Raw genomic sequence first — 19775 nt, forward strand, 5'->3', positions numbered from 1 at the left:
TTTTCGCCTGACGACCATAGCGTGCGGGAACCACCTGATCCCTTGCCGAACTCAGCAGTGAAACCGCTCAGCGCCGATGGTAGTGTGGGAGTTCCCATGTGAGAGTAGGTCATCGTCAGGCACTTATACCGGAAAAGCCCCGGCCTCATCAGAGGTCGGGGCTTTTCTTTTTCACCGCTCGATGATTTTTTCCTGTCCTGTTATCAACATGACGCTGCGCATGTCGGCTTCGATGGACCATCGAGTCGCCCGCCGGGCGCATGTCTGGCGATTCCGTACTGACAGAGGGCCGACGCGGATACCCGGATCGGCATGTCCAATATCCGCCATATGGGCAGACTGAGTCTTTTCCACAGCTGACTGCCTCGCGCGATGTATCCACACCCTTCATTCCCCTGATCGATAGGAGAGCGCGGCCCACTTCGGCCGACAGCATTGCATGAGTGAAACACACTCCCGTTCCTCGACGAGCGCCATGCCCTTCGCCGACCGGCGGCTGGGCGACCCGGTCGTGCTCGGCGTCAGCATCGGCTTCATTCTGGGCTTCATCGTCCTGTCGTTGTATGACGTCAACATGGTGGCCGATGGCATTGCCGCCGGCTTTGCCTGGACTGCCAAGACGTTGGGCAGCTATTTCCAGTGGCTGCTGCTGCTGACCTTCCTGATTGCCATGGGCGTGGCCGTTTCACCGGCGGCCGGCGCCAAGGTCGGCAATCTCGATGCGCCGGAGATGAGTACCTTCAAGTGGCTGTCGATCATCATGTGTACCCTGCTGGCCGGGGGAGGGGTGTTCTTCGCCGCCGGCGAGCCGGTCTATCACTTCGTGGTCACGCCACCGGCCTTCGACACCGAAGCGGGTACGCCCGAGGCGATCGCCGGTGCCCTGGCACAGTCCTTCATGCACTGGGGGTTTCTGGCCTGGGCGGTGCTGGGTTCGCTGACGGCGGTGGTGCTGGCTCATGCCCACTACGTGCGGGGGCTACCCCTGCAGCCGCGTACCCTGCTGACTCCCGTGCTTGGTGAGCGTGTGATGCATGGCTGGTTCGGTGGCGTGGTGGATGGCCTGTGTGTGATTGCCGTGGTAGCGGGTACCGTGGGACCGATCGGTTTCCTCGCGACTCAGGTGAGCTACGGGTTGCATGAGCTGTTCGGGCTGCCCGAGGGCTATGGCACCCAGCTGGTGATCCTGATCGGTCTGGGCGCGGTCTACGTGACCTCGGCCATGACCGGCATCCATCGTGGCATCCAGTGGCTGAGCCGCTTCAACGTGATTCTGGCGCTGGCCATCGCCGCCGTCATTTTCCTGTTCGGGCCGACTCAGTTCCTGATCAACGCCTTCACCCAGGGCTTCGGCGAATACCTGAATTCGTTCTTCCCCATGGCGACCATGACATCGCAGACCGCGCCGGCCTGGTGGATGCAGTGGTGGACGGTGTTCTTCTTCGCCTGGTTCATCGGCTATGGGCCGCTGATGGCGATCTTCGTGGCGCGCATCTCACGCGGGCGCACCGTTCGCCAGATGATTCTGGCCGTAGCGGTCATGGCGCCCATCGCCACCACGATCTGGTTCACCCTGCTGGGCGGTTCGGGCATTCATTACCAGCTGACCGGAGCCATCGACCTGACTGCGGCGCTCAACGACTTCCAGTTCGACGTCGCCACCCTGACCGTGGCCCAGGCGCTGCCGGGTGGGCCGCTGATGGCGCTGGCGATCCTGGTGCTGACGACCATCTTCGTCGCCACCACCGGCGATTCCATGAGCTACGCGATCTCGGTCGTAGGCGCCGGTCATGACGAGCCGAATGTCTTGGTGCGGGCCTTCTGGGGCATCGCCATGGCGCTGATGGCGGCTATCCTGCTGTACATGGGCGCCGGCCAGATCAGTGCGCTGCAGCAGTTCATCGTCATCACGGCCATTCCGGTCTCGCTGGTGCTGCTGCCCTCGCTGTGGACGGGCCCCCAGGCGGCCATGGCCATGGCCCGCGAGCAGGGCATCGTCGCAGAACCTCGGCGCGCCTGACGTTCGAGCGTCTCGGGTGTAGACGACGTCGCCGGCCCTCGAATGCTGCATTCGGGGGCCGGCGCGTTTCCGGGGGTCGGTCACGGGCGATGGATCGCGTATAATGCGACCAAAGTCTAACAACGATGGAGTCGATGTCTTGACCCTTACCACACCGGCGCTGCTGTTTCCGGCCATTTCCCTGCTGCTGCTGGCCTACACCAATCGCTTCCTGACCCTGGCGCAGCTGATCCGCAAGCTCTCCGAGGAGGATCGCGATACCCATCACGAGGTGGCGATGCGGCAGATCCTGCTGCTGCGCAAGCGCATCACCCTGACCAAGCGCATGCAGATGGCCGGGGTATCGAGCTTTTTGCTCTGCACGCTGTCGATGTTCGCGCTGTTCCTGTCGCTCAAGCTGCTGGGCATGGTGCTGTTCGGCATCAGCCTGATCAGCCTGTCGGTCTCGCTGTTCTTTTCCCTGTGGGAAGTGAAGATCTCGACCAACGCCTTGAACGTCCAGCTCCAGGATCTGGAGGCGCTGAGCCGGCATCGTGCGTCCGGCGAGGCCCGCAAGGCCGATGCCGAGGACGACGAGCTACCCCGCGACTTGTGAGCCCGGCGCGCGCCCGGCTAGACTGTCGGGCCTTCACAGGAGGCCCCATGACCCCTCAGCAGCTGCTGTTCTATTGCCGCCCCGGCTTCGAGTCCGATCTGGCCGGTGAGATTGTCGCCAAGGCATCCGCTCTCGGCTGGCAGGGCTATCCCCTGGCACAGCCCCAGGCCGGCCACGTCGCCTTCGTGCTGACCGAGGAGCGGCCTGCCAACGCCTTGCATCGCGCGCTGCCGCTCGAGTCGCTGGTCTTCGCCCGGCAGAGTCTGGTGGCCCTGGAGCCGCTGGAAGCGCTGTCCAGGGACGACCGTCTATCGCCCATCATCGAACAGGTGGTGGCCAGCGGCTGGAGCTTCGAGTCGCTGTGGCAGGAAACGCCGGATACCAACGATGCCAAGGCGCTGTCCGGGCTGATCAAGGCGCTCCAGCGTCCGCTCGAGTCGATGCTCAAGAAACGCGGTGCCCTGCGCCGCAAGGCGGGCGGCCGACGCCTGCATCTGCTGTGGACCGACGGCGATCGTGTGCAGCTCGGCATGAGCTTTCCCGGCAATCGCAGCGAACAGCCCGGCGGCATCCGCCGCCTGCGCTTTCCCCATGACGCCCCCAGCCGCTCGACCCTCAAGCTCGAGGAGGCCTGGCACGAATTCGTCCCGCGGGATCAGTGGGAGACGCGGCTGTCCGAGGGCATGCAGGCGGCGGACTTGGGCGCAGCCCCGGGCGGCTGGACCTGGCAGCTGGTCAAGCGCGGCATGCAGGTCTATGCCATCGACAACGGCCCCATGGACCGCGGCCTGATGGCAACCGGGCTGGTCGAGCACCTGCGCGAGGATGGCTTCGTCTGGGCGCCGCCGATGCGGCTGGACTGGCTGGTCTGCGACATCGTCGACAAGCCGGCCCGGGTGATCGACATGGTCGAGCGCTGGCTGGTGAAGCGCTGGTGTCGCGAGGCGGTGTTCAACCTCAAGCTGCCGATGAAGCGGCGTTGGGAGGCGGTGTCCGAGGGCCTGGCACGGCTCGATCGGTCGCTGAGTGAGGCGAGGGTCGACGCCGAGATCGCCTGCCGCCATCTCTATCACGATCGCGAAGAGGTGACGGTCCACGTCCGGCTGTTCAATTGATCCCGAGCGTGTGCCCCGCGTGACGGAATGACGCCCCGAGGCGGCGTCATTCCGGCGAGTTCTCCATCACACACCGTGTCACGAGGCGATGTCATCGATGACGACTTCCACGGATTCCCTGCCGGCCGGCGATGCCGAGCTGGACACGACCGGGCTCTACTGCCCCGAGCCCATCATGCTGATGCACAACAAGGTGCGAGACATGGCATCGGGCGAGGTGCTCAAGGTGATCGCCAGCGATCCGGCGACCACCCGCGACGTGCCCAAGTTCTGCAGCTTCCTGGGCCACGAGCTGCTGGCCCAGGAAGAGACCGATGGCCAGTACCTTTACCTGATTCGCCTGGGCTGAGCCCGGGCGAGTGCGTCACGCCTCGTCGCCGTTCTCCGCGGCGTCGGGCATCACCATCAGCGCCAGGGCCTCGAGGGTCGCGGGATCTTCGCGGCGGATGCGATTGGCGATCTGGCGTTGAAAGAAATACACCACCTGATGACGGCTGTGGCCGGGGTAGAGGCAGGCGTCGCACGGCAGTATCGGCGTCGATTCGACCTGCCGTTCGTCGGCCAGCAGCGCCTCCACGGCGCCGTCGCTGTAGAGCCGCCAGCCGAACACCTGCTTGAGCTGCCAGGGCGTGTCGCCCTCGTCCATGCACAGGGCGTGTGTGCCCTGGGTTTCGGGAAGCTGCTGGATCAGCGTCGGCGATTCGGTCTCTTCGTAGTCGAAGTAGGCGGCGGCCTGCTCGAGCTCCAGTACCTTGTGCTCCGGGGGCAGCTCGAACAGCTCCTCGGTTTCCGGATCTCGATAGCCGATGAAGTGGCCATGTTCCGGGTCGTCAAGCGCCTGGCAGGGCGTCAGGCGTTCCATCCAGGGCACGAGGCCGACGACTTCGCCATCCTCGCGCAGCCCCCAGGCGAGCAGGGGCATGCCGTAGTAGGACTCGGATTCGTCGGGCAGTTGATACACCATTTCCAGGCCATCGAGCTCGGGCGCGAGGCGAATCAGGCGTTTGCGAGCCTGCTGGCGTTGGCGCATGGTCTCCAGGTCGATGACCCGGGCGGGGCGAGATGACAGCGGGATACCCATGAAGTCCCTCCAGCGGCGGCTTGATCACGGCATTGGCCCTCGGGCCGGTCGGCAGCGCACGACGTCACTGTCATCCCATCAATAGCACAGACCGATGACCGAGGTTAAGCCCCGGCGTTCAGCGGCAGCGACGTGCCAGTTCGGCGCGCAGCGCATGATGGGACAGGCGCGCCGCCTGCAGCGCGGGCCAGGGCGCGCCGGGCGTTTCCAGCGATAGCCAGCGCTGCCGATAGCCTTCGACGGCCGGGCGCGGGGTGACCTTGTGGGCCTCGAACAGGCGTTGAATGGCCGTGAACCAGCGGCGCGCCGCCTGAGACAGGCCGTCGAGCCAGGGCTCGGGAGGGCGAGGCAGCCGGGCCGTCGCGGCGGGACAGCGGCCGTCGATCAGCGCCGTTTCCAGCAGCCGCGAGCTCTCCGTCAGTCGCCGCTCGGCCAGCATCAGGGCGCGCAGCAGCTCGGCGGTCAGCGGCCGGTCGCGCAGCGTCTTGAGGTGGCCTTCAAGCGTCGAGGAATCGGCGCTCCAGGCGCGGTCGAACTGATGCAGCGTGGCCTCGCGCAGGTAGGTAAGTGCCGGCAACTGGGCGTTCACCTCGTGCAGGGCATCCGGCGGTAGCGGCGAGCTGGCCCGGGAGAAGCTGTCGAGCCATTCGTCCGAGGCGAACAGCGCGTTCCAGCTGGCCCGCGGAAGCTGCTCGGTCTTGAGCCGGGTGAGCCGCTCGAGACGCGCCCGGTCGCCGTCGCCGAGCGTCTCCGGGACCTCGGTATTCCAGCAGCCGCTCAAGCGGCGCCACAGGGCCAGCTCGTAGAGCCAGCGCTGGCTGGGCAGGGCGACCTTGCCGAGCTGGTTGTTGCGCGCCGCGACCAGATTGGCGATATGGCAGCCGCGCAGGGCGAAGACGTCGAGCAGCCCCTCGCGGGTTTCGGGAATCTCGAACAGCCGGGCATCGGAACCGGGAAAATCGCCGATGTTCTCGGGCGCCGTTCGCTCGGGGGCGGGCAGGTCGAGGCGTTCGGCCAGGCGCCGCTGATAGTCGGTCAGCAGCGTCTCGACGGGGCCGTCGCCGCAGCCGGCGAGCGGCAGCAGGGCGATCAGCGCCGCCGCGAGCCGGGCGCCGAGCCTAGGAGGCCTGGGGCGTGGTATCCGCATCGATGACCGCCTTGCTCCGTCGTCTCAATCGTTCGCCCAGCAGCAGGGCGGCCACCGTCAGCCCCGCCACCAGGCCGATCCAGTAACCATAGACCCCGAGCGGTGCGACGAGCCCGAACAGGCCGTGATCGCCGAGCCAGTGGCCGCCGCCCAGGCCGACCAGCCAGAAGGCGATCAGGGTGATCAGCATGATCACGCGGGTGTCCTTGTAGCCGCGCAGCGCGCCCGCCAGGTTGGCCTGCAGCGAGTCCGAGATCTGGTAGATCATGGCGAGCCCCACCAGTGACAGGGTCAGCCGGGCGACGGCTGGATCGTGGGTGTAGAGGCCGATCACCGGCTCGGCGGTAAACCACAGCAGCAGGCAGTTGATCACCGCTACCGCCAGCGCGATCAGCAGGCCGTGGCAGGCCACCAGGCGTGTGGCCTCGGGGCGCCCTTGGCCCAGCACGTTGCCGACCCGCACCGTCAGCGCCATGCCGAGCGACAGCGGCAGCATGAACAGCAGGCTGGTGTAGTTCAGGGCCACCTGGTGGGCGGCCACCACGACCTCGCCGAGGCTGGCGATGAACAGCGCGATCAGCGTGAACAGCGTCACCTCCATGAAGATCGCCACGCCGATTGGCACGCCCACGTAGAGCAGCTCGAGGATCGGCTTCCAGCGCGGCGGCGTCGGCGAGTGCCACAGCTCGACCTCGCCGTAGGCCCGGCTGCGCCGGGTGTAGGCGACCATGGCCAGGCACATCACCCACATCGACAGCGCGGTGGCGATGCCGCAGCCCACCGCCCCCAGTGCCGGCAGGGTCGCGATCGGTGCCGGCAGCCAGCCGCCCAGCAGGGCCTCGAGCCCCGGGCCGCCGTAGATCAGCAGGTAGTTGCTGGGCACGTTGACGGCCAGCCCCAGCAGGCTGATCCACAGCGCCGGGCGGGTATGGTTCATGCCGTCGGAGAAGGCGCGCAGCGCCATGAACAGGCCGACCGCCGGCAGTCCCAGGGCCACGGCGCCCAGATAGCCCGCGGCGCGCTCGGCCACCGCCTCGGGCACCGACATCAGCCGGAACACCGGCATCACCGCCGTCCACAGCAGCGCCGCCGCGATCACGCCCAGCACCGCGCCGATCCACAGCGCCTGGTGCACCTGCAGGCGAATGCCGTCCCGGCGCCCGGCGCCGAGAAGATGGGCCACCACCGGTGTCAGCCCCATCAGGGTGCCGGTCATCAGCAGCATCAGCGGCATCCACAGGCTCGAGCCCACCGAGACGGCGGCCAGGTCGGTGGCGCTGAGCCGCCCGGTCATCATCACGTCCACCGTGCTCATGGCGGCCTGGGCGAGCTGGGCGCCGCAGATCGGCAGCGCCAGGCGGATCAGCGGGCGGGTTTCCTGTCGCGTGGTGGCGATCAGCTGAGAAATGAACTGGGCCAAGGATCATGCTCCGTGAAAGGGTCGGCCCCGTGCTCCATGCGGTCGGGGGAACGCGCCAGTCTAGCAGGCCCCTCGGCGCCGCGCCGCCGTTGCGTCGAGGCGCCGCCATGCCCGGCGATTGGCGCTATACCTAGAAAGAGGGGGGTGAAGGAAAGAGGGACGCGAAGCAACGGAGGATAAAAGGGAAGGGGCCGTGAACACGGCCGTCATCCACCATCCGCAGGCGCGGGGCGCCGGGAGGTGCGAGATGTCAGATCACGATATGGCTGCGTCGGGGCCGGGCGAGCCGTCGCAGATCGAGGCCGCTGCCGAAGCGCTGGCGTCGCGCGTGAAGGGGCGTCTGATTCGCCCCGGCGACGCCGACTACGAGGCGGCGCGGCACGTCTACAATGCCCTGCATGATCGCTATCCGGCGCTGATCGTTCAGCCCGCGGAGACCGCCGACGTGGTGGCCACGCTGGCGGCCGCCCGCACCACGGGGCTGCCGCTGGCGGTGCGCGGGGGAGGCCACAGCGTGGCGGGGTACGCCACCTGCGATGGCGGCCTGGTGCTCGACCTCGCAGCCCTGAACGACTGCCGGGTCGATCCCGAGGCGCGCACCCTGCGCGCCGGAGGCGGCGCGACCTGGGCCGATCTCAACCGGGCCGCGGCGGCCTTCGGGCTGGCGACGCCGGGCGGGATCGTGTCCACCACCGGCATCGCGGGGCTGACCCTCGGCGGCGGGCTCGGCTATCTCAACCGGCGCTTCGGCCTCGCCTGCGACAATCTGTTCGCCGCCGATGTCGTCACGGCGGACGGCGAATGCCTGAGCTGCCGCAAGGACGATCATACCGAGCTGTTCTGGGCGCTGCGCGGCGGCGGCGGCAACTTCGGCGTGGTGACCGCCTTCGAGTATCGCCTGCACGAGGTGCCCGACATCCTCGGCGGGCCGACCTTCTATCCGCTCGACGGCGAGGTGATCCGACGCTATGTGGCGCGGATCTTTGAGGCGCCCGAGCCCCTGGGCGCGCTGCTGGCCATCACCCGAGGGCCGCCGCTGCCGTTTCTGCCCGAGGCCTGGCACGGTCGGCCGATGGTGGCGGTGCTGAGCTGCTGGAGCGGGCCGGAGGCGGAAGACGCCCGGGTCGGCGAGTGGCTGGCTGATCTCGGCGAGGTCGTGGGGCAGGCGCTTCGGCGCATGCCCTATCCGGTCATCAACACCCTGTTCGACGAGCTGCTGCCGCCGGGGCTTCACCATTACTGGAAGGGCTGCTTCTCGGGGGCACCTACGGACGAGGCGATCGCGGTGCACCTGGACTTCGGCGAGCGCCTGCCCAGTGCGGAAACGGCGACGCTGCTGTTCCCCCTCGACGGGGCCTGCGGCCGGGTCGCAAGCGATGCCACCGCCTTCGCCTATCGCGATGCGGCCTTCGCCACGGCGCTGGGCCCGAGTTGGGCCGATCCTGCCGATAGCGAGCGCAACATCGCCTGGGGGCGGGACTACTATCGCGCCCTGCGTCCCCATACCGACGACGGCGGCTACGTGAACTTCATGGCCGACGACGACGGTCATCGGGTGGCGGACAACTATCGCCAGCACTACGACCGGCTGGCCCGTCTCAAGGCCCGCGTCGATCCCGGCAACCTGTTTCGGCTGAATCACAATATCCCGCCGGCCGAGCGGGTCGACTGAGATGAGTGAACGGTGAGGCGGAAGCTGTGAGGAGTACGGGGGAAGTGGAAGTGCAAGTGGCCGCCCCGGCGGTTTTCGCCGCCGGGGCGGCCTCGCTATACTGTGCCGCCCATTCACGACCCCGCCGGAGCCCGCGTGAGCCACCGCCTCGAGGATGTCATCGCCCTGTTCGACGGCCTCTTCCTGCCCGCCTGCAACACCCGCCTGATCCGCGGCGGCGACGAGCCGCTGTACCTGCCCGCCGATGCCGAGACGCCCTGGCACCGGGTGATCTTCGCCCGCGGCTTCTATGCCAGCGCGCTGCACGAGATCAGTCACTGGTGCATCGCCGGCGCGCGGCGTCGCGAACTCGAGGACTACGGCTACTGGTACCTGCCCGACGGCCGCGACGCCGACCAGCAACGCGACTTCGAGGCGGTGGAGGTGGCGCCCCAGGCGCTGGAGTCCCTGTTCGCCGCCGCCAGCGGGCATCGTTTCCAGGTCAGCGTGGACAACCTGGGCGAGGTGGAGGTCGACCGCGAGGGCTTCGCCGAGCGGGTCGCGGCGCGGGCGGCGCGCTACGAGCGCGAGGGCCTGCCGGCCCGGGCCGAGGCCTTTCGCAGCGCGCTGGCGGTCTTCTACGGCAAGGGCCGGGGGGAGAACCCGGGTGAGGCCAAAGGCGAGGGCGCGCCGCTCGAGGCGGCGCTGGCGGCGGGCCGGGCGTGTCTCGAGCGCCGCAAGGCGCCCGTCGCCGATCCCGCCTGAGAGCTCAGAGGTCGGCGTTGCCGAGTCGCTGATGCAGCGTCAGCATCACCTGGATTTCCTCTTCGGGGCGCAGCGGTTCGAGCCCCAGCTCGCCGAACAGCTCGCCCCGGGCACGTGACCAGTCGCCGGGCGCCAGATCGGCATAGAGGCTCTCGGCCGGGGCCAGCTCGACGAACGGGTCCAGCCCGTAGGTCTCGAACAGCCGTGACAGCGCCGCCTCGTCGTCGCCGACGCCGGCGGTGTAGAGAGTGGCGTTGAAGTGGTCGGTCTCCAGCTCGCGGATCACGTCCAGCGGGCTCACGCCCATGCTGGAGAGCTCCTCCAGGCTGTAGGCGCCCAGCGAGACCAGCTCGTCGTCCAGCCACTCGTCGTCGGGCTGGATCAGGGTGTGCTTGACGCGGCCATCGGGCAGGGTCCAGGCGATGGACAGCGGCAGGTCGCCGTCGTCGCCGGTCTCGATGGCGATGAACGCAGGTAGATCATCCATTCTGTTGCCCCTCCTCGCGGGCAGGCTCGTCGAGGCCGAAGAAGGCCCGGGCGGTGGCGGTGGTGGTGCGGGCCAGGTCGGCTTCCGTGTCGCCGCGCCAGTGGGCGATCTCGCGCACGATCCAGGGCAGCAGCGCCGGCTCGTGGCGTCTGCCCTTGAGTTTGGCAGGTAAATTGCGCGGCAGCAGGTAGGGGCAGTCGGTTTCCACCATCAGCCGCTCGGCGGGAATCGCCTCCACCAGCTCGCGCAGGTGATGGCCGCGGCGCTCGTCGCACAGCCAGCCGGTCAGGCCGATGTGCAGGTCGAGATCCAGATAGCCGTAGAGGGTATCGCGGTCGGCGGTGAAGCAGTGCACCACCGCCTTCGAGATGTCGTCGCGCCAGGCGTGCAGCATCTCGCGCATGCGCGGCCCGGCGTCGCGCTCGTGGAGGAACAGCGGCAGGCTGCTCTCGGCGGCGAGCGCCAGCTGCGCCTCGAAGGCGTGCTGCTGCTCGGCCGGCGTCGAGAAGTTGCGGTTGAAGTCCAGGCCGCATTCGCCCACCGACACGACCTCCGGCTGGCGGTGGAGCTCGCGCATGGCGGCCTCGAGCTCGGTGTTCCAGCGGCTGGCGTCATGAGGATGCACGCCGGCGGTGGCATACAGCCCCGGGTAGCGGCGGGCCAGGGTCACGGCCTGCTCGGCGTGTTCGCGGTCGGTGCCGGTGAGGATCAGCGTGTCGACGCCGGCGGCGCGGGCGCGCTGGATCGTCGCCTCGAGGTCGCGGGCGAAGCTCTCGTGAGTCAGGTTGGCGCCGATGTCCACCAGCGGGGCCGGCGAACGGAATCTCAGCGCCTCGGGCAGCACGTCGTCGAAGGGGGGCGTGGCGTCGGCCAAGGCGAAGCTCTCCTGTGGGCGGTTCGTCTAGCGCGCGGGAAGCGGGCGCGCATTGTACCCGCGGAGGGTGGGGTGGGGCCACGTCGGGGCGGGCATGCGTTACACTGGCGGCTTGATCGAACGATGAGGTGAATGCGTGACCCTGCTACGTCTGGAACAGCTGCAACTGGCCTACGGCACCCATGTGCTTCTCGACGGCGCCGATCTGGTGCTGGAGAAGGGCGAGCGTCTGGCGCTGGTGGGCCGCAACGGAACCGGCAAGTCGACCCTGCTCAAGCTGGTGTCGGGCGAGAACCTGCCCGACGGCGGCTCCATCTGGCGCGCGCCCGGCCTCAAGATCGGCGTGCTGGCTCAGGACCTGCCGGCCGCCTCCGGCGAGACCATCTTCGACGTGGTCGCCCAGGGCCTGCCCGAGGCCGGCGAGCTGCTGTCCGAGTATCACCATCTGGTGCAGCAGGCCGAGCCCGACATGACGCGCATGGCCCAGCTGCAGACCCGCCTCGAGGCCATCGACGGCTGGTCCTTCCACCAGCGCATCGACGTGGTGCTGACGCGCCTGGGACTGCCGGCGGATGCCGCCATGGAGGATCTCTCCGGCGGCTGGCGGCGGCGCGTGGCGCTGGCCCGGGCGCTGGTGGTCGAGCCCGACCTGCTGCTGCTCGACGAGCCCACCAACCACCTGGACCTGGACACCATCGCCTGGCTGGAGGAACAGCTGTCCGCCTTCAACGGCGCGGTGCTGTTCATCACCCACGACCGCGCCTTCCTGTCGCGGCTGGCCACCAACATCCTCGAGCTCGACCGCGGCCGCCTGGGGCGCTATCCCGGCGACTACGCCAGGTACCAGGAGCAGAAGACCCACGAGCTCGAGGTCGAGGCCCGCGAAAACGCCGAGTTCGACAAGAAACTGGCCCAGGAGGAGGCGTGGATCCGCCAGGGCATCAAGGCCCGCCGCACCCGCAACGAGGGCCGCGTGCGGGCCCTGCAGCAGATGCGTCGCGACCGCGGCGAGCGTCGCGAGCGCCAGGGCCGCGCCAGCCTCTCGGTGGATACCGGCGAGCGCAGCGGCAAGCGGGTGGTGGAGCTGTCCCACGTCACCCAGTACTACGACGGCGAGGCGGTCATTCGCGACCTCAACCTCGAGGTGCAGCGCGGCGACCGCATCGGCCTGATCGGGCGCAACGGCGCCGGCAAGACGACCCTGCTCAAGATCCTGCTCGGCGAGCTCGAGCCCAGTGAGGGGCAGGTGCGCATGGGCACCAAGCTGCAGGTGGCCTACTTCGACCAGCTGCGCGCCGGCCTCGAGCCGGAGAAGACCGTCTACGACAACGTCGCTCAGGGCAGCGACCGGCTCACCGTGGGCGGGCGCGACCGCCACGTGATGAGCTACCTGCAGGACTTCCTGTTCACCCCGGAGCGCGTGCGCCAGCCGGTCAAGGCGCTGTCCGGCGGCGAGTCCAACCGCCTGCTGCTGGCCAAGCTGTTCACCCAGCCGGCCAACGTGCTGGTGCTCGACGAGCCGACCAACGACCTGGACGTGGAAACCCTGGAGCTGCTCGAGGAGCTGCTGCTCGACTTCGACGGCACCCTGCTGCTGGTGTCCCACGACCGGGCCTTCATGGACAACGTGGTGACCAGCGTGCTGGCCTTCGAGGGCCAGGGCTGCGTGCGCGAGTACGTGGGCGGCTACCATGACTGGGTGCGACAGGGCGGCAAGCTGCCGCCGGCGCCGTGGGAAGGCGCGGCCCGTCAGGCGGCGGAGCCGGTGGCCGAGCAGGCCCCGGTGGTGAGCGAACCGGCCGGATCGGCCAGCGAGAGCGCGGCGACGGCCAAGGCCGCGCCCAAGCGCGTCAAGCTGTCCTACAAGCTGCAGCGCGAGCTCGATGGCCTGCCGGCGGAGATCGAACGTCTGGAAGCGGCAGTGGCCGATTTCGAGCAGCAGGTCGGCGATCCGGCCTTCTACCAGCAGGACAACGACACGGTGACCGCGACCCTGCAGGCCCTGAGCGACCGCCAGGCCGAGCTGGAGACCGCCATGGAGCGGTGGATGGAGTTGGAAGCGATGGCTGCCGGCGAGGCCTAGGCCATCGGCGAAGTCCCAACGCGAAAGGCGCCCCTCGGGGCGCCTTTCACATGGCTCATGCGGTGTGCCGGGCGGGTTATTCCTCCGCTTCGCCGTCCTTGCCGACGCGTACCGCGAGCACATCGCACTGGGCGCCATGCAGCACGCCGGTGGAGGTGGAACCCAGCAGCAGCGCGAAGCCGTGGCGACCGTGGGAGCCGACCACGATCAGGTCGACGTTCTGCTCGTCGGCGAAGCGGTGGATCTCGGTGTCGGGCATGCCCACCACCACGTGCTGGTTTTCCTTGGCCACGTGGGCATCGGCGATCTCGGCCAGGCGCTGCTTGGCGTGCTCGTCGAGCTGGTCCTGGATGCTGGTGAGATCCATGGGGATGTCGCCGCCATAGGCGAAGCCGAGCGGCTCGAGGGTGTGCATGATGGACAGCTTGGCCTTGTTGCGGTCGGCGATCTGCATCGCCCGCTCCAGCACCTTGTGGGAATCCTTGGTCAGGTCGACGGCGACCAGGACGTGGCTGTACTCGTTGCTCATGGCATTGCCTCCGGCAGAGGATTAGGGTGAGTGGCTGACTTCCACTCTAGGACGCACGATGAGACAAGACAACGACTTGCATCAAGACAGGAACAGAAAACGCTTATGATCTGGTTGATCATCGCGCTGGTGGTGGGACTGGTGTTCGCCCCGGCCATGTGGCTGCGGCCCAGTCTCCGCCAGCAGCGCACCATGACGCTGCGCGACGCCGCCAAGCAGGCCGGCCTACAGGTGCGGCTCGATCCCTCGCCGCTGCATCAGGACGATGAGAAGCTGCCTGCCTATCGATGGACCTATCCGCCGCGCCAGCCGGGGCCGGATTTCCTGCTGCTGCGCGATGCCGAGGCCAGCGATGCGCTGAAGGTCTTCGTCGACGGCTGGCGCTGGCGCACCGAGCCGCTGCGGGCCATGCCGACGAGCGTGCGTGCCCACTTCGAGGCGCTGCTGGTGCGGCTGCCCGAGGATGCGGTGGCGGTGGAGTCGAGTGCCGAGGCGCTGACCCTGTGGTGGGACGAATCGCTGGAGAAGGAGGCGTTCATGCCGCTGGCCGATCAGCTGGCCGAGCTGCGCGACGGCCTGGCGGGGCGGCCGGATCGGCCCGAAAAACACGCCGACCCGAAAGCGCCGCGGGTCTAGCGCGGCGTCTTCGGGTCGGGCAGGAGAGCGAAGCCAGCCGGGCAGGCTCCGCGTCAGGCCTCTTCCCGGGCCTGGATGGCCAGCCCGTTGGCCTCGATGCGGCCCAGCAGCTCGACGAGCTGGTCGATCTCTTCTGTGGAGAGGCCGGCGAGCATCTCTTCCCGGGCCTGGCTGACCACGGCGTCGATGCGCTCGAGCAGCGGCATGGCCTCGGGGGTCAGCATGATGCGCTTGGTGCGCCGATCCTTGTCGCAGGGGCAGCGCTTGATCAGCCCCTGTTCGGCGAGCTGATCAAGGGTGCGCACCAGTGACGGCGCCTCGACGCCGATGGTCCGGGCGAGGTCGCACTGGGGCTGGTCATCGCCCATCTGCCAGAGATGGTAGAGCGTGACCCAGCGCGTCTGGGTCAGCCCCTCCGGTGCCAGGCGGCGGTCGATGACCGCGCGCCAGAGGCGCGGCAAGCGAGATAGCGTAAAACCGATATTTTGTTGCATGAGTGTCTGCGCAAACGGTGAATCTGAAGGGATTGTCCGAAGCCTCGGAGTGTAATGCAAGTCGTGCGCCATCACGGTGTCTTCGCTGGACGCGCAATCAGGTGGCGCACGTCAAGGCCCGGCAGTCCCGGCGGCGGTCGAATGTGGCCGTCGGCGAGGGTCGCCTGTTCGGGCGATTCGCTCACCCGGAAGTGCAGCGTGCCGATGCGCTGGCCGCTGGCCGTCATCACATCGACTCGCCAGTCGCCCGACGGTTCCTCGGGAAAGTGACGCTTGTGGGTCCAGGCGCGATAGCCTGCCTCGCGCCCGCCCTGGATCTGCAGCGGAATGCGGTCCACCAGCATGCCATCGTGGCGCCATTCGTGAACCACCTCCTCCTCGAGGCCCCGTGGGGCATGAATCGATGTATAGGCGTAGAGGCCGTGGTCGGCCAGTGCCTCGGGGGTAAGCCGTAGCTCGCCCTCCGGGCGCCGGGCCTGTTCGTCGAAGGACGGAGACAGCGCGTGCCCCGAGAGCCACAGGCTGGCGGGCGGCACCCAGGCGCGTCCCAGCCAGCCGACGCCGGCCAGCAGCGGCAGCAGGGCCAGCATGGCCAGCCAGCGGCCGAGATTCAGCGGCCGCAGCAGCTGCATCAGACTCGGCAGGCTGAATGCCATCATTGCGGCCAGCGCGATGGCCAGGCTCTGGCCGGTGGTCAGGTGAAGTATCGTCGGCAGCGTCACCAGCACCACCAGGAACACGCACTGGGCGTGGAAGGCGAAGTAGAGCCAGCGGTGGCGGGCGGCCAGACGATAGTAGAGCGGATCGAGGATCGACAGCAGTGCCAGCCCCAGCATCAGCGTGGTGAAGATGCCCTGGCCGCTGGTCCAGACGGTCGTTGCCAGCAGGAACGGCAGGGTGAAGAACAGTGTCTCCTGGTGGACCATCTGGGCGATGAAGGTGGTGATGCCGCGGGGCAGGGCAGGATAGCCGCGATGGGTCAGCCAGCGGGCGATCAGGCTCTCCGAGAGCAGCAGCACCCAGGCCACCAGCATGCCCAGCGCCAGGGCCGCCCCCAGCCACTGCTGACGCTCCACCAGGAAGAAGCTCGCGATGCCGGCGAGGAAGGCGATCGGCGGCCACAGCCAGTGCCATGGGCGGGCACGCTCCGCCAGTCGAGTGAGGCGACGCTGCCAGCCATCGAGGCGGGAAGCAGAGGGATCGGGAGGTGGCGGCAGGCGGTCAGCAGTCATGGATGCATCCTAGCAGGGCGCCGGGCGCGGCGGGAGTCGCCGCGAGGCGACGGCCCCGGTGGAGGCGCCATGCCGTGAGGATTCATGACGTGGCGTATCGAGACCATGGCAGGGCTTGACGCTTTCGGGAGTCTGGCCCAAGCTGAGGGAATCAAACGGCCGTATGAATTTCTGCACGGAGATTCGTGGATGATCTATCAAGGCAATGCCATCACCGTGGCGCGCGACGATGACGCCGTCGCCACCCTGACCCTCGACCACCGCGACGAGTCGGTCAACACTCTGTCGTCGGCGGTGGTCGGCGAGCTCGCCGAGGCGGTGGAGGCGCTCGGCGCCGAGTCCGGCCTTCAGGGGCTGATCCTGACCAGCGCCAAGGAAGCTTTCGTCGTCGGCGCTGACATCACCGAGTTCCATGGCCTGTTCGAGCGCGGCGAGGACGAGATCCGCACCATGCTCGAGCGGGTGCACGGCATCTTCAACGCCATCGAGGACCTGCCGTTTCCCACCGTCACCGCATTGAACGGCCTGGCCCTGGGCGGCGGCTGCGAGCTGGCGCTGACCACCGACTTCCGGGTGATGAGCGACTCGGCCCAGATCGGCTTGCCGGAAACCAAGCTCGGCATCTTGCCCGGCTGGGGCGGCTGCGTGCGCCTGCCGCGGCTGATCGGCGCCGACAACGCCATCGAATGGATCGCCGGCGGGACCCAGAACAAGGCCGACGAGGCGCTCCGGATGGGTGCCGTGGATGCCGTGGTGCCCGATGAGGCGCTGATGGACGCGGCCCGCGACCTGCTCGATCGTGGCCGCCGCGGCGAGCTCGACCACGAGGCCCGCCGCGCCGAGAAGCGCTCACCCCTCAAGCTCGACGCCATCGAGCAGATGATGGTCTTCGAGACCGCCAAGGGCTATGTGGCCGGCAAGGCCGGGCCGCACTATCCGGCCCCGATCGAGGCGATCAAGGTGATCCAGAAGGGCGCCGGCGAGGCCCGCGAGCGCGCCCAGGCGATCGAAGCCGCGTCCTTCGCCAAGCTGGCGAAGACCGACGTCTGCTACAACCTGGTGGGGCTGTTCCTCAACGACCAGGCGGTCAAGAAGGCCGGCGGTCGCTACGCGAAACAGGCGCGCCCCGTCGAGCATGCCGCGGTGCTGGGCGCCGGCATCATGGGCGGCGGCATCGCCTACCAGAGCGCCTCCAAGGGCACGCCGATCCTGATGAAGGATATCAAGGCCGAGGCCATCGACCTCGGCCTCAAGGAGGCGCGCAAGCTGTTCGCCAAGCAGGTCGAGCGCAAGAAACTGACCGTCGAGCAGATGGCCGAACGGCTGACCCATATCCGCCCGACGCTGTCCTACGGCGACTTCGGCGAGGTCGATCTCGTGGTCGAGGCCGTGGTGGAGAATCCCAAGGTCAAGGGCGCGGTGCTGGCCGAGGCCGAGGCGGCGCTGGGTGAGGACGCGATTCTTGCCAGCAACACCTCGACCATCTCGATCACCCGGCTGGCCGAACACCTGACGCGGCCCGAGCAGTTCTGCGGCATGCACTTCTTCAATCCGGTGCACCGCATGCCGCTGGTCGAGGTGATCCGCGGCGAGAAGACCGGTGACGCCGCCGTGGCGGCCACCGTCGCCTATGCCCGCCAGATGGGCAAGACGCCGATCGTGGTCAACGATTGCCCGGGCTTCCTGGTCAATCGCATCCTGTTTCCCTACTTCGGCGGCTTCAGCGCCCTGGTGGCCCAGGGCGCCGACTTCCGCCGGGTCGACAAGGTGATGGAACGCTTCGGCTGGCCGATGGGGCCGGCCTACCTGCTCGACGTGGTGGGCATGGATACCGCCCTGCACGCCGGCGAGGTGATGGCGGAAGGCTTCCCCGATCGCATGAGTGACATGAGTGGCGGCGTGATTCCGCGGATGGTCGAGCACGAGCGTCTCGGCCAGAAGAACGGTAAAGGCTTCTACGCCTACCAGGAAGACAGGAAGGGCAAGCCGCAGAAGGTCGAGGATGACGCGGCTCTCGAGCTGGTGCGCGGCGTGGCCGAGGGCGAGCAGGACTTCTCCGACGAGGCGATCATCGCACGGATGATGGTGCCGCTGTGTCTGGAGGCGGTGCGCTGCCTCGAGGACGGCATCGTCGGCAGCGCCGCCGAGGCCGACATGGCGCTGATCTACGGCATTGGCTTCCCGCCGTTCCGCGGCGGGGCGCTGCGCTACATCGACGCCATGGGGGCGGAGGCCTTCGTCGCCCAGGCGGACGAGCTCGCCGCCGAGCTGGGGCCGCTCTACGCGCCCACCGACGGGCTGCGCGAGATGGCGCGCAGCGGCCAGCGCTTCCACCGCGACGCCGACCCGGCCTGATTCACAGGGAGACAGTATCGATGAGTTTGCATCCGAGAGACATCGTGGTGGTCGATGGCGTGCGCACCGCCATGGCCAAGGCCAGGAACGGCGCCTTCCGCCACGTGCGTGCCGAGAACCTGTCCGCCGCCGTCATGCAGGCGCTGTTCGACCGCAACCCGGGGCTCGATCCGAAAGAGGTCGACGACGTCATCTGGGGCTGCGTCAACCAGACCCTTGAGCAGGCCATGAACATCGCCCGCAACGCGGCGATCATGACCGGCATTCCCCGCAGCGTGCCCGCCCAGACCGTCAACCGGCTGTGCGGCTCCTCGATGAGTGCGCTGCACATCGCCGCGGCCAACATCCGTGCCGGCATGGGCGATGCCTACGTGATCGGCGGCGTCGAGCACATGGAACACGTGCCCATGACTCACGGCATCGACGTCAATCCGGCGGCCAGCAAGCACGCCGCCAAGGCGGCGATGATGATGGGGCTGACCGCCGAGCTGCTGGGCAAGATGCACGGCATCTCGCGCGAGGAGCAGGACGCCTTCGGCGTGCGCTCCCACCGGCTGGCCAGGGAGGCCCGGGACGGCGGCGGCTTCGACCGCGAGATCGTCGGCGTCGAGGGTCATGACGCGCGCGGCTACCGGGTGCGGGTCGACCGTGACGAGGTGATCCGCGATGACGCCAGCCTCGAGGCAATGGCCGAGCTCAAGCCGGCCTTCGACCCGAAGGGCGGCACGGTCACCGCCGGCACCTCTTCGGCGCTGTCGGTGGGTGCCAGCGGCATGGCGGTGATGAGCGCCGAGCGGGCCGAGGTGCTGGGCCTCGAGCCGATCGCTCGGGTGCTCTCCACCGGGGTCGCGGGCTGCGATGCCTCGATCATGGGCTACGGCCCGGTGCCGGCCTCCAGGAAGGCGCTGAAGGCGGCGGGGCTGACCATGGACGACATCCAGACCGTGGAGCTCAACGAGGCCTTCGCCGCCCAGTCGCTGCCGGTGCTCAAGGACCTGGGCCTGCGCGACCGCATGGACGAGGCGGTCAACCTGCACGGCGGCGCCATCGCCCTGGGCCATCCGCTGGGCTGCTCCGGGGCGCGCATCTGCACGACCCTGCTCAACGTGATGCGTGAACGCGATACCACTCTCGGCCTCGCCACCATGTGCATCGGCATGGGGCAGGGCGTGGCCACGGTGTTCGAGCGCCTCAGGTAGCGCTTTTGCGGCATGCGCAGCGGCGTCCCCGGCGCTCATCTTCCCGCTCATCGTGACGACGGCACCCCTCGGGGTGCCGTCGTCTTTTGTGC

General features: G+C 68.4%; 18 protein-coding genes and 1 rRNA gene. 11 read left to right on the forward strand and 8 right to left on the reverse strand.

What is annotated here, in order from left to right:
• Nucleotides 1-6 precede the first annotated feature (6 nt).
• The 5 genes from rrf (at nucleotide 7) to tusA (ending at nucleotide 4079) form a co-directional block, all read left to right on the forward strand.
• A 5S ribosomal RNA gene (gene rrf, locus MYL53_RS00005) occupies nucleotides 7-121 on the forward strand.
• A 318-nt stretch (nucleotides 122-439) separates the two neighbouring features.
• Nucleotides 440-2020: a BCCT family transporter gene (locus tag MYL53_RS00010; protein ID WP_247851307.1), complete on the forward strand. Its 1581-nt coding sequence runs from the start codon at nucleotides 440-442 to the stop codon at nucleotides 2018-2020.
• A 139-nt stretch (nucleotides 2021-2159) separates the two neighbouring features.
• Complete coding sequence (locus tag MYL53_RS00015; protein ID WP_247851309.1) at nucleotides 2160-2615, forward strand: DUF2721 domain-containing protein; 456 nt, start codon at nucleotides 2160-2162, stop codon at nucleotides 2613-2615.
• Nucleotides 2616-2662: 47 nt separating this feature from the next.
• The gene (gene rlmM, locus MYL53_RS00020; protein ID WP_247851310.1) at nucleotides 2663-3730 is read left to right on the forward strand and encodes a 23S rRNA (cytidine(2498)-2'-O)-methyltransferase RlmM; all 1068 of its coding nucleotides are present in this window, start codon (nucleotides 2663-2665) and stop codon (nucleotides 3728-3730) included.
• 97 nt (nucleotides 3731-3827) lie between these two features.
• Nucleotides 3828-4079, forward strand: a complete 252-nt coding sequence (tusA, locus tag MYL53_RS00025; protein ID WP_247851312.1) for a sulfurtransferase TusA — start codon at nucleotides 3828-3830, stop codon at nucleotides 4077-4079.
• A 15-nt stretch (nucleotides 4080-4094) separates the two neighbouring features.
• On the opposite strand, the gene MYL53_RS00030 is transcribed toward tusA, so the two are convergent.
• From MYL53_RS00030 to MYL53_RS00040, 3 genes are all read right to left on the reverse strand, one after another.
• Nucleotides 4095-4811 carry a hypothetical protein gene (locus tag MYL53_RS00030; protein ID WP_247851314.1) on the reverse strand — a complete coding sequence of 239 codons (717 nt, stop codon included), beginning with the start codon at nucleotides 4809-4811 and terminating at the stop codon, nucleotides 4095-4097.
• Nucleotides 4812-4929: 118 nt separating this feature from the next.
• Nucleotides 4930-5958, reverse strand: coding sequence for a DUF3080 family protein (locus MYL53_RS00035; protein ID WP_247851316.1), 1029 nt, complete (start codon nucleotides 5956-5958; stop codon nucleotides 4930-4932).
• Nucleotides 5930-7378 carry an MATE family efflux transporter gene (locus MYL53_RS00040; RefSeq protein ID WP_247851318.1) on the reverse strand — a complete coding sequence of 483 codons (1449 nt, stop codon included), beginning with the start codon at nucleotides 7376-7378 and terminating at the stop codon, nucleotides 5930-5932. The genes MYL53_RS00035 and MYL53_RS00040 overlap by 29 nt, the downstream gene beginning before the upstream one ends.
• Before the next feature lie 247 nt (nucleotides 7379-7625).
• Here MYL53_RS00040 and MYL53_RS00045 point away from each other — a divergent pair, with 247 nt between their 5' ends.
• Together MYL53_RS00045 and MYL53_RS00050 are read left to right on the forward strand one after the other, a co-directional pair.
• Nucleotides 7626-9050 (forward strand): FAD-binding oxidoreductase, encoded by a 1425-nt coding sequence (locus MYL53_RS00045; protein WP_247851320.1) that lies wholly within the window; start codon nucleotides 7626-7628, stop codon nucleotides 9048-9050.
• A 135-nt stretch (nucleotides 9051-9185) separates the two neighbouring features.
• Nucleotides 9186-9794 (forward strand): elongation factor P hydroxylase, encoded by a 609-nt coding sequence (locus tag MYL53_RS00050; protein WP_247851322.1) that lies wholly within the window; start codon nucleotides 9186-9188, stop codon nucleotides 9792-9794.
• Nucleotides 9795-9798: 4 nt separating this feature from the next.
• Here the strand turns inward: MYL53_RS00050 and MYL53_RS00055 are convergent, their stop codons facing one another.
• Nucleotides 9799-10281, reverse strand: a complete 483-nt coding sequence (locus MYL53_RS00055) for a hypothetical protein (RefSeq protein ID WP_247851324.1) — start codon at nucleotides 10279-10281, stop codon at nucleotides 9799-9801.
• Nucleotides 10274-11155 carry a TatD family hydrolase gene (locus MYL53_RS00060; RefSeq protein WP_247851325.1) on the reverse strand — a complete coding sequence of 294 codons (882 nt, stop codon included), beginning with the start codon at nucleotides 11153-11155 and terminating at the stop codon, nucleotides 10274-10276. Before MYL53_RS00060 ends, MYL53_RS00055 begins: the two co-directional genes overlap by 8 nt.
• A 136-nt stretch (nucleotides 11156-11291) precedes the next feature.
• Between MYL53_RS00060 and MYL53_RS00065 the strand changes: the two genes are divergently transcribed.
• On the forward strand, nucleotides 11292-13238 hold the full coding sequence (locus MYL53_RS00065) for an ATP-binding cassette domain-containing protein (RefSeq protein WP_247851326.1): 1947 nt from the start codon (nucleotides 11292-11294) through the stop codon (nucleotides 13236-13238).
• Between the two features lie 76 nt (nucleotides 13239-13314).
• Here MYL53_RS00065 and MYL53_RS00070 read toward each other — a convergent pair whose 3' ends face one another.
• Nucleotides 13315-13767, reverse strand: coding sequence for a universal stress protein (locus MYL53_RS00070; protein WP_247851327.1), 453 nt, complete (start codon nucleotides 13765-13767; stop codon nucleotides 13315-13317).
• Between the two features lie 105 nt (nucleotides 13768-13872).
• Between MYL53_RS00070 and MYL53_RS00075 the strand changes: the two genes are divergently transcribed.
• A complete protein-coding gene (locus tag MYL53_RS00075) occupies nucleotides 13873-14403 on the forward strand; it encodes a preprotein translocase subunit YajC (protein WP_247851328.1) in 531 nt (176 codons plus the stop codon).
• A 53-nt stretch (nucleotides 14404-14456) separates the two neighbouring features.
• On the opposite strand, the gene slyA is transcribed toward MYL53_RS00075, so the two are convergent.
• Together slyA and MYL53_RS00085 are read right to left on the reverse strand one after the other, a co-directional pair.
• On the reverse strand, nucleotides 14457-14897 hold the full coding sequence (gene slyA / locus MYL53_RS00080) for a transcriptional regulator SlyA (protein ID WP_247851329.1): 441 nt from the start codon (nucleotides 14895-14897) through the stop codon (nucleotides 14457-14459).
• A gap of 71 nt (nucleotides 14898-14968) precedes the next feature.
• Complete coding sequence (locus MYL53_RS00085; RefSeq protein ID WP_247851330.1) at nucleotides 14969-16129, reverse strand: DUF5924 family protein; 1161 nt, start codon at nucleotides 16127-16129, stop codon at nucleotides 14969-14971.
• Nucleotides 16130-16318: 189 nt separating this feature from the next.
• On the opposite strand from MYL53_RS00085, the gene fadB reads away from it, so the two are divergent.
• Together fadB and fadA are read left to right on the forward strand one after the other, a co-directional pair.
• The gene (fadB, locus tag MYL53_RS00090; RefSeq protein WP_247851331.1) at nucleotides 16319-18484 is read left to right on the forward strand and encodes a fatty acid oxidation complex subunit alpha FadB; all 2166 of its coding nucleotides are present in this window, start codon (nucleotides 16319-16321) and stop codon (nucleotides 18482-18484) included.
• 20 nt (nucleotides 18485-18504) lie between these two features.
• Complete coding sequence (gene fadA / locus MYL53_RS00095; protein WP_247851332.1) at nucleotides 18505-19683, forward strand: acetyl-CoA C-acyltransferase FadA; 1179 nt, start codon at nucleotides 18505-18507, stop codon at nucleotides 19681-19683.
• Nucleotides 19684-19775: the final 92 nt, after the last annotated feature.

It is taken from the genome of Halomonas getboli (assembly GCF_023094245.1).
GTDB classification, from domain to species: domain Bacteria; phylum Pseudomonadota; class Gammaproteobacteria; order Pseudomonadales; family Halomonadaceae; genus Halomonas; species Halomonas getboli.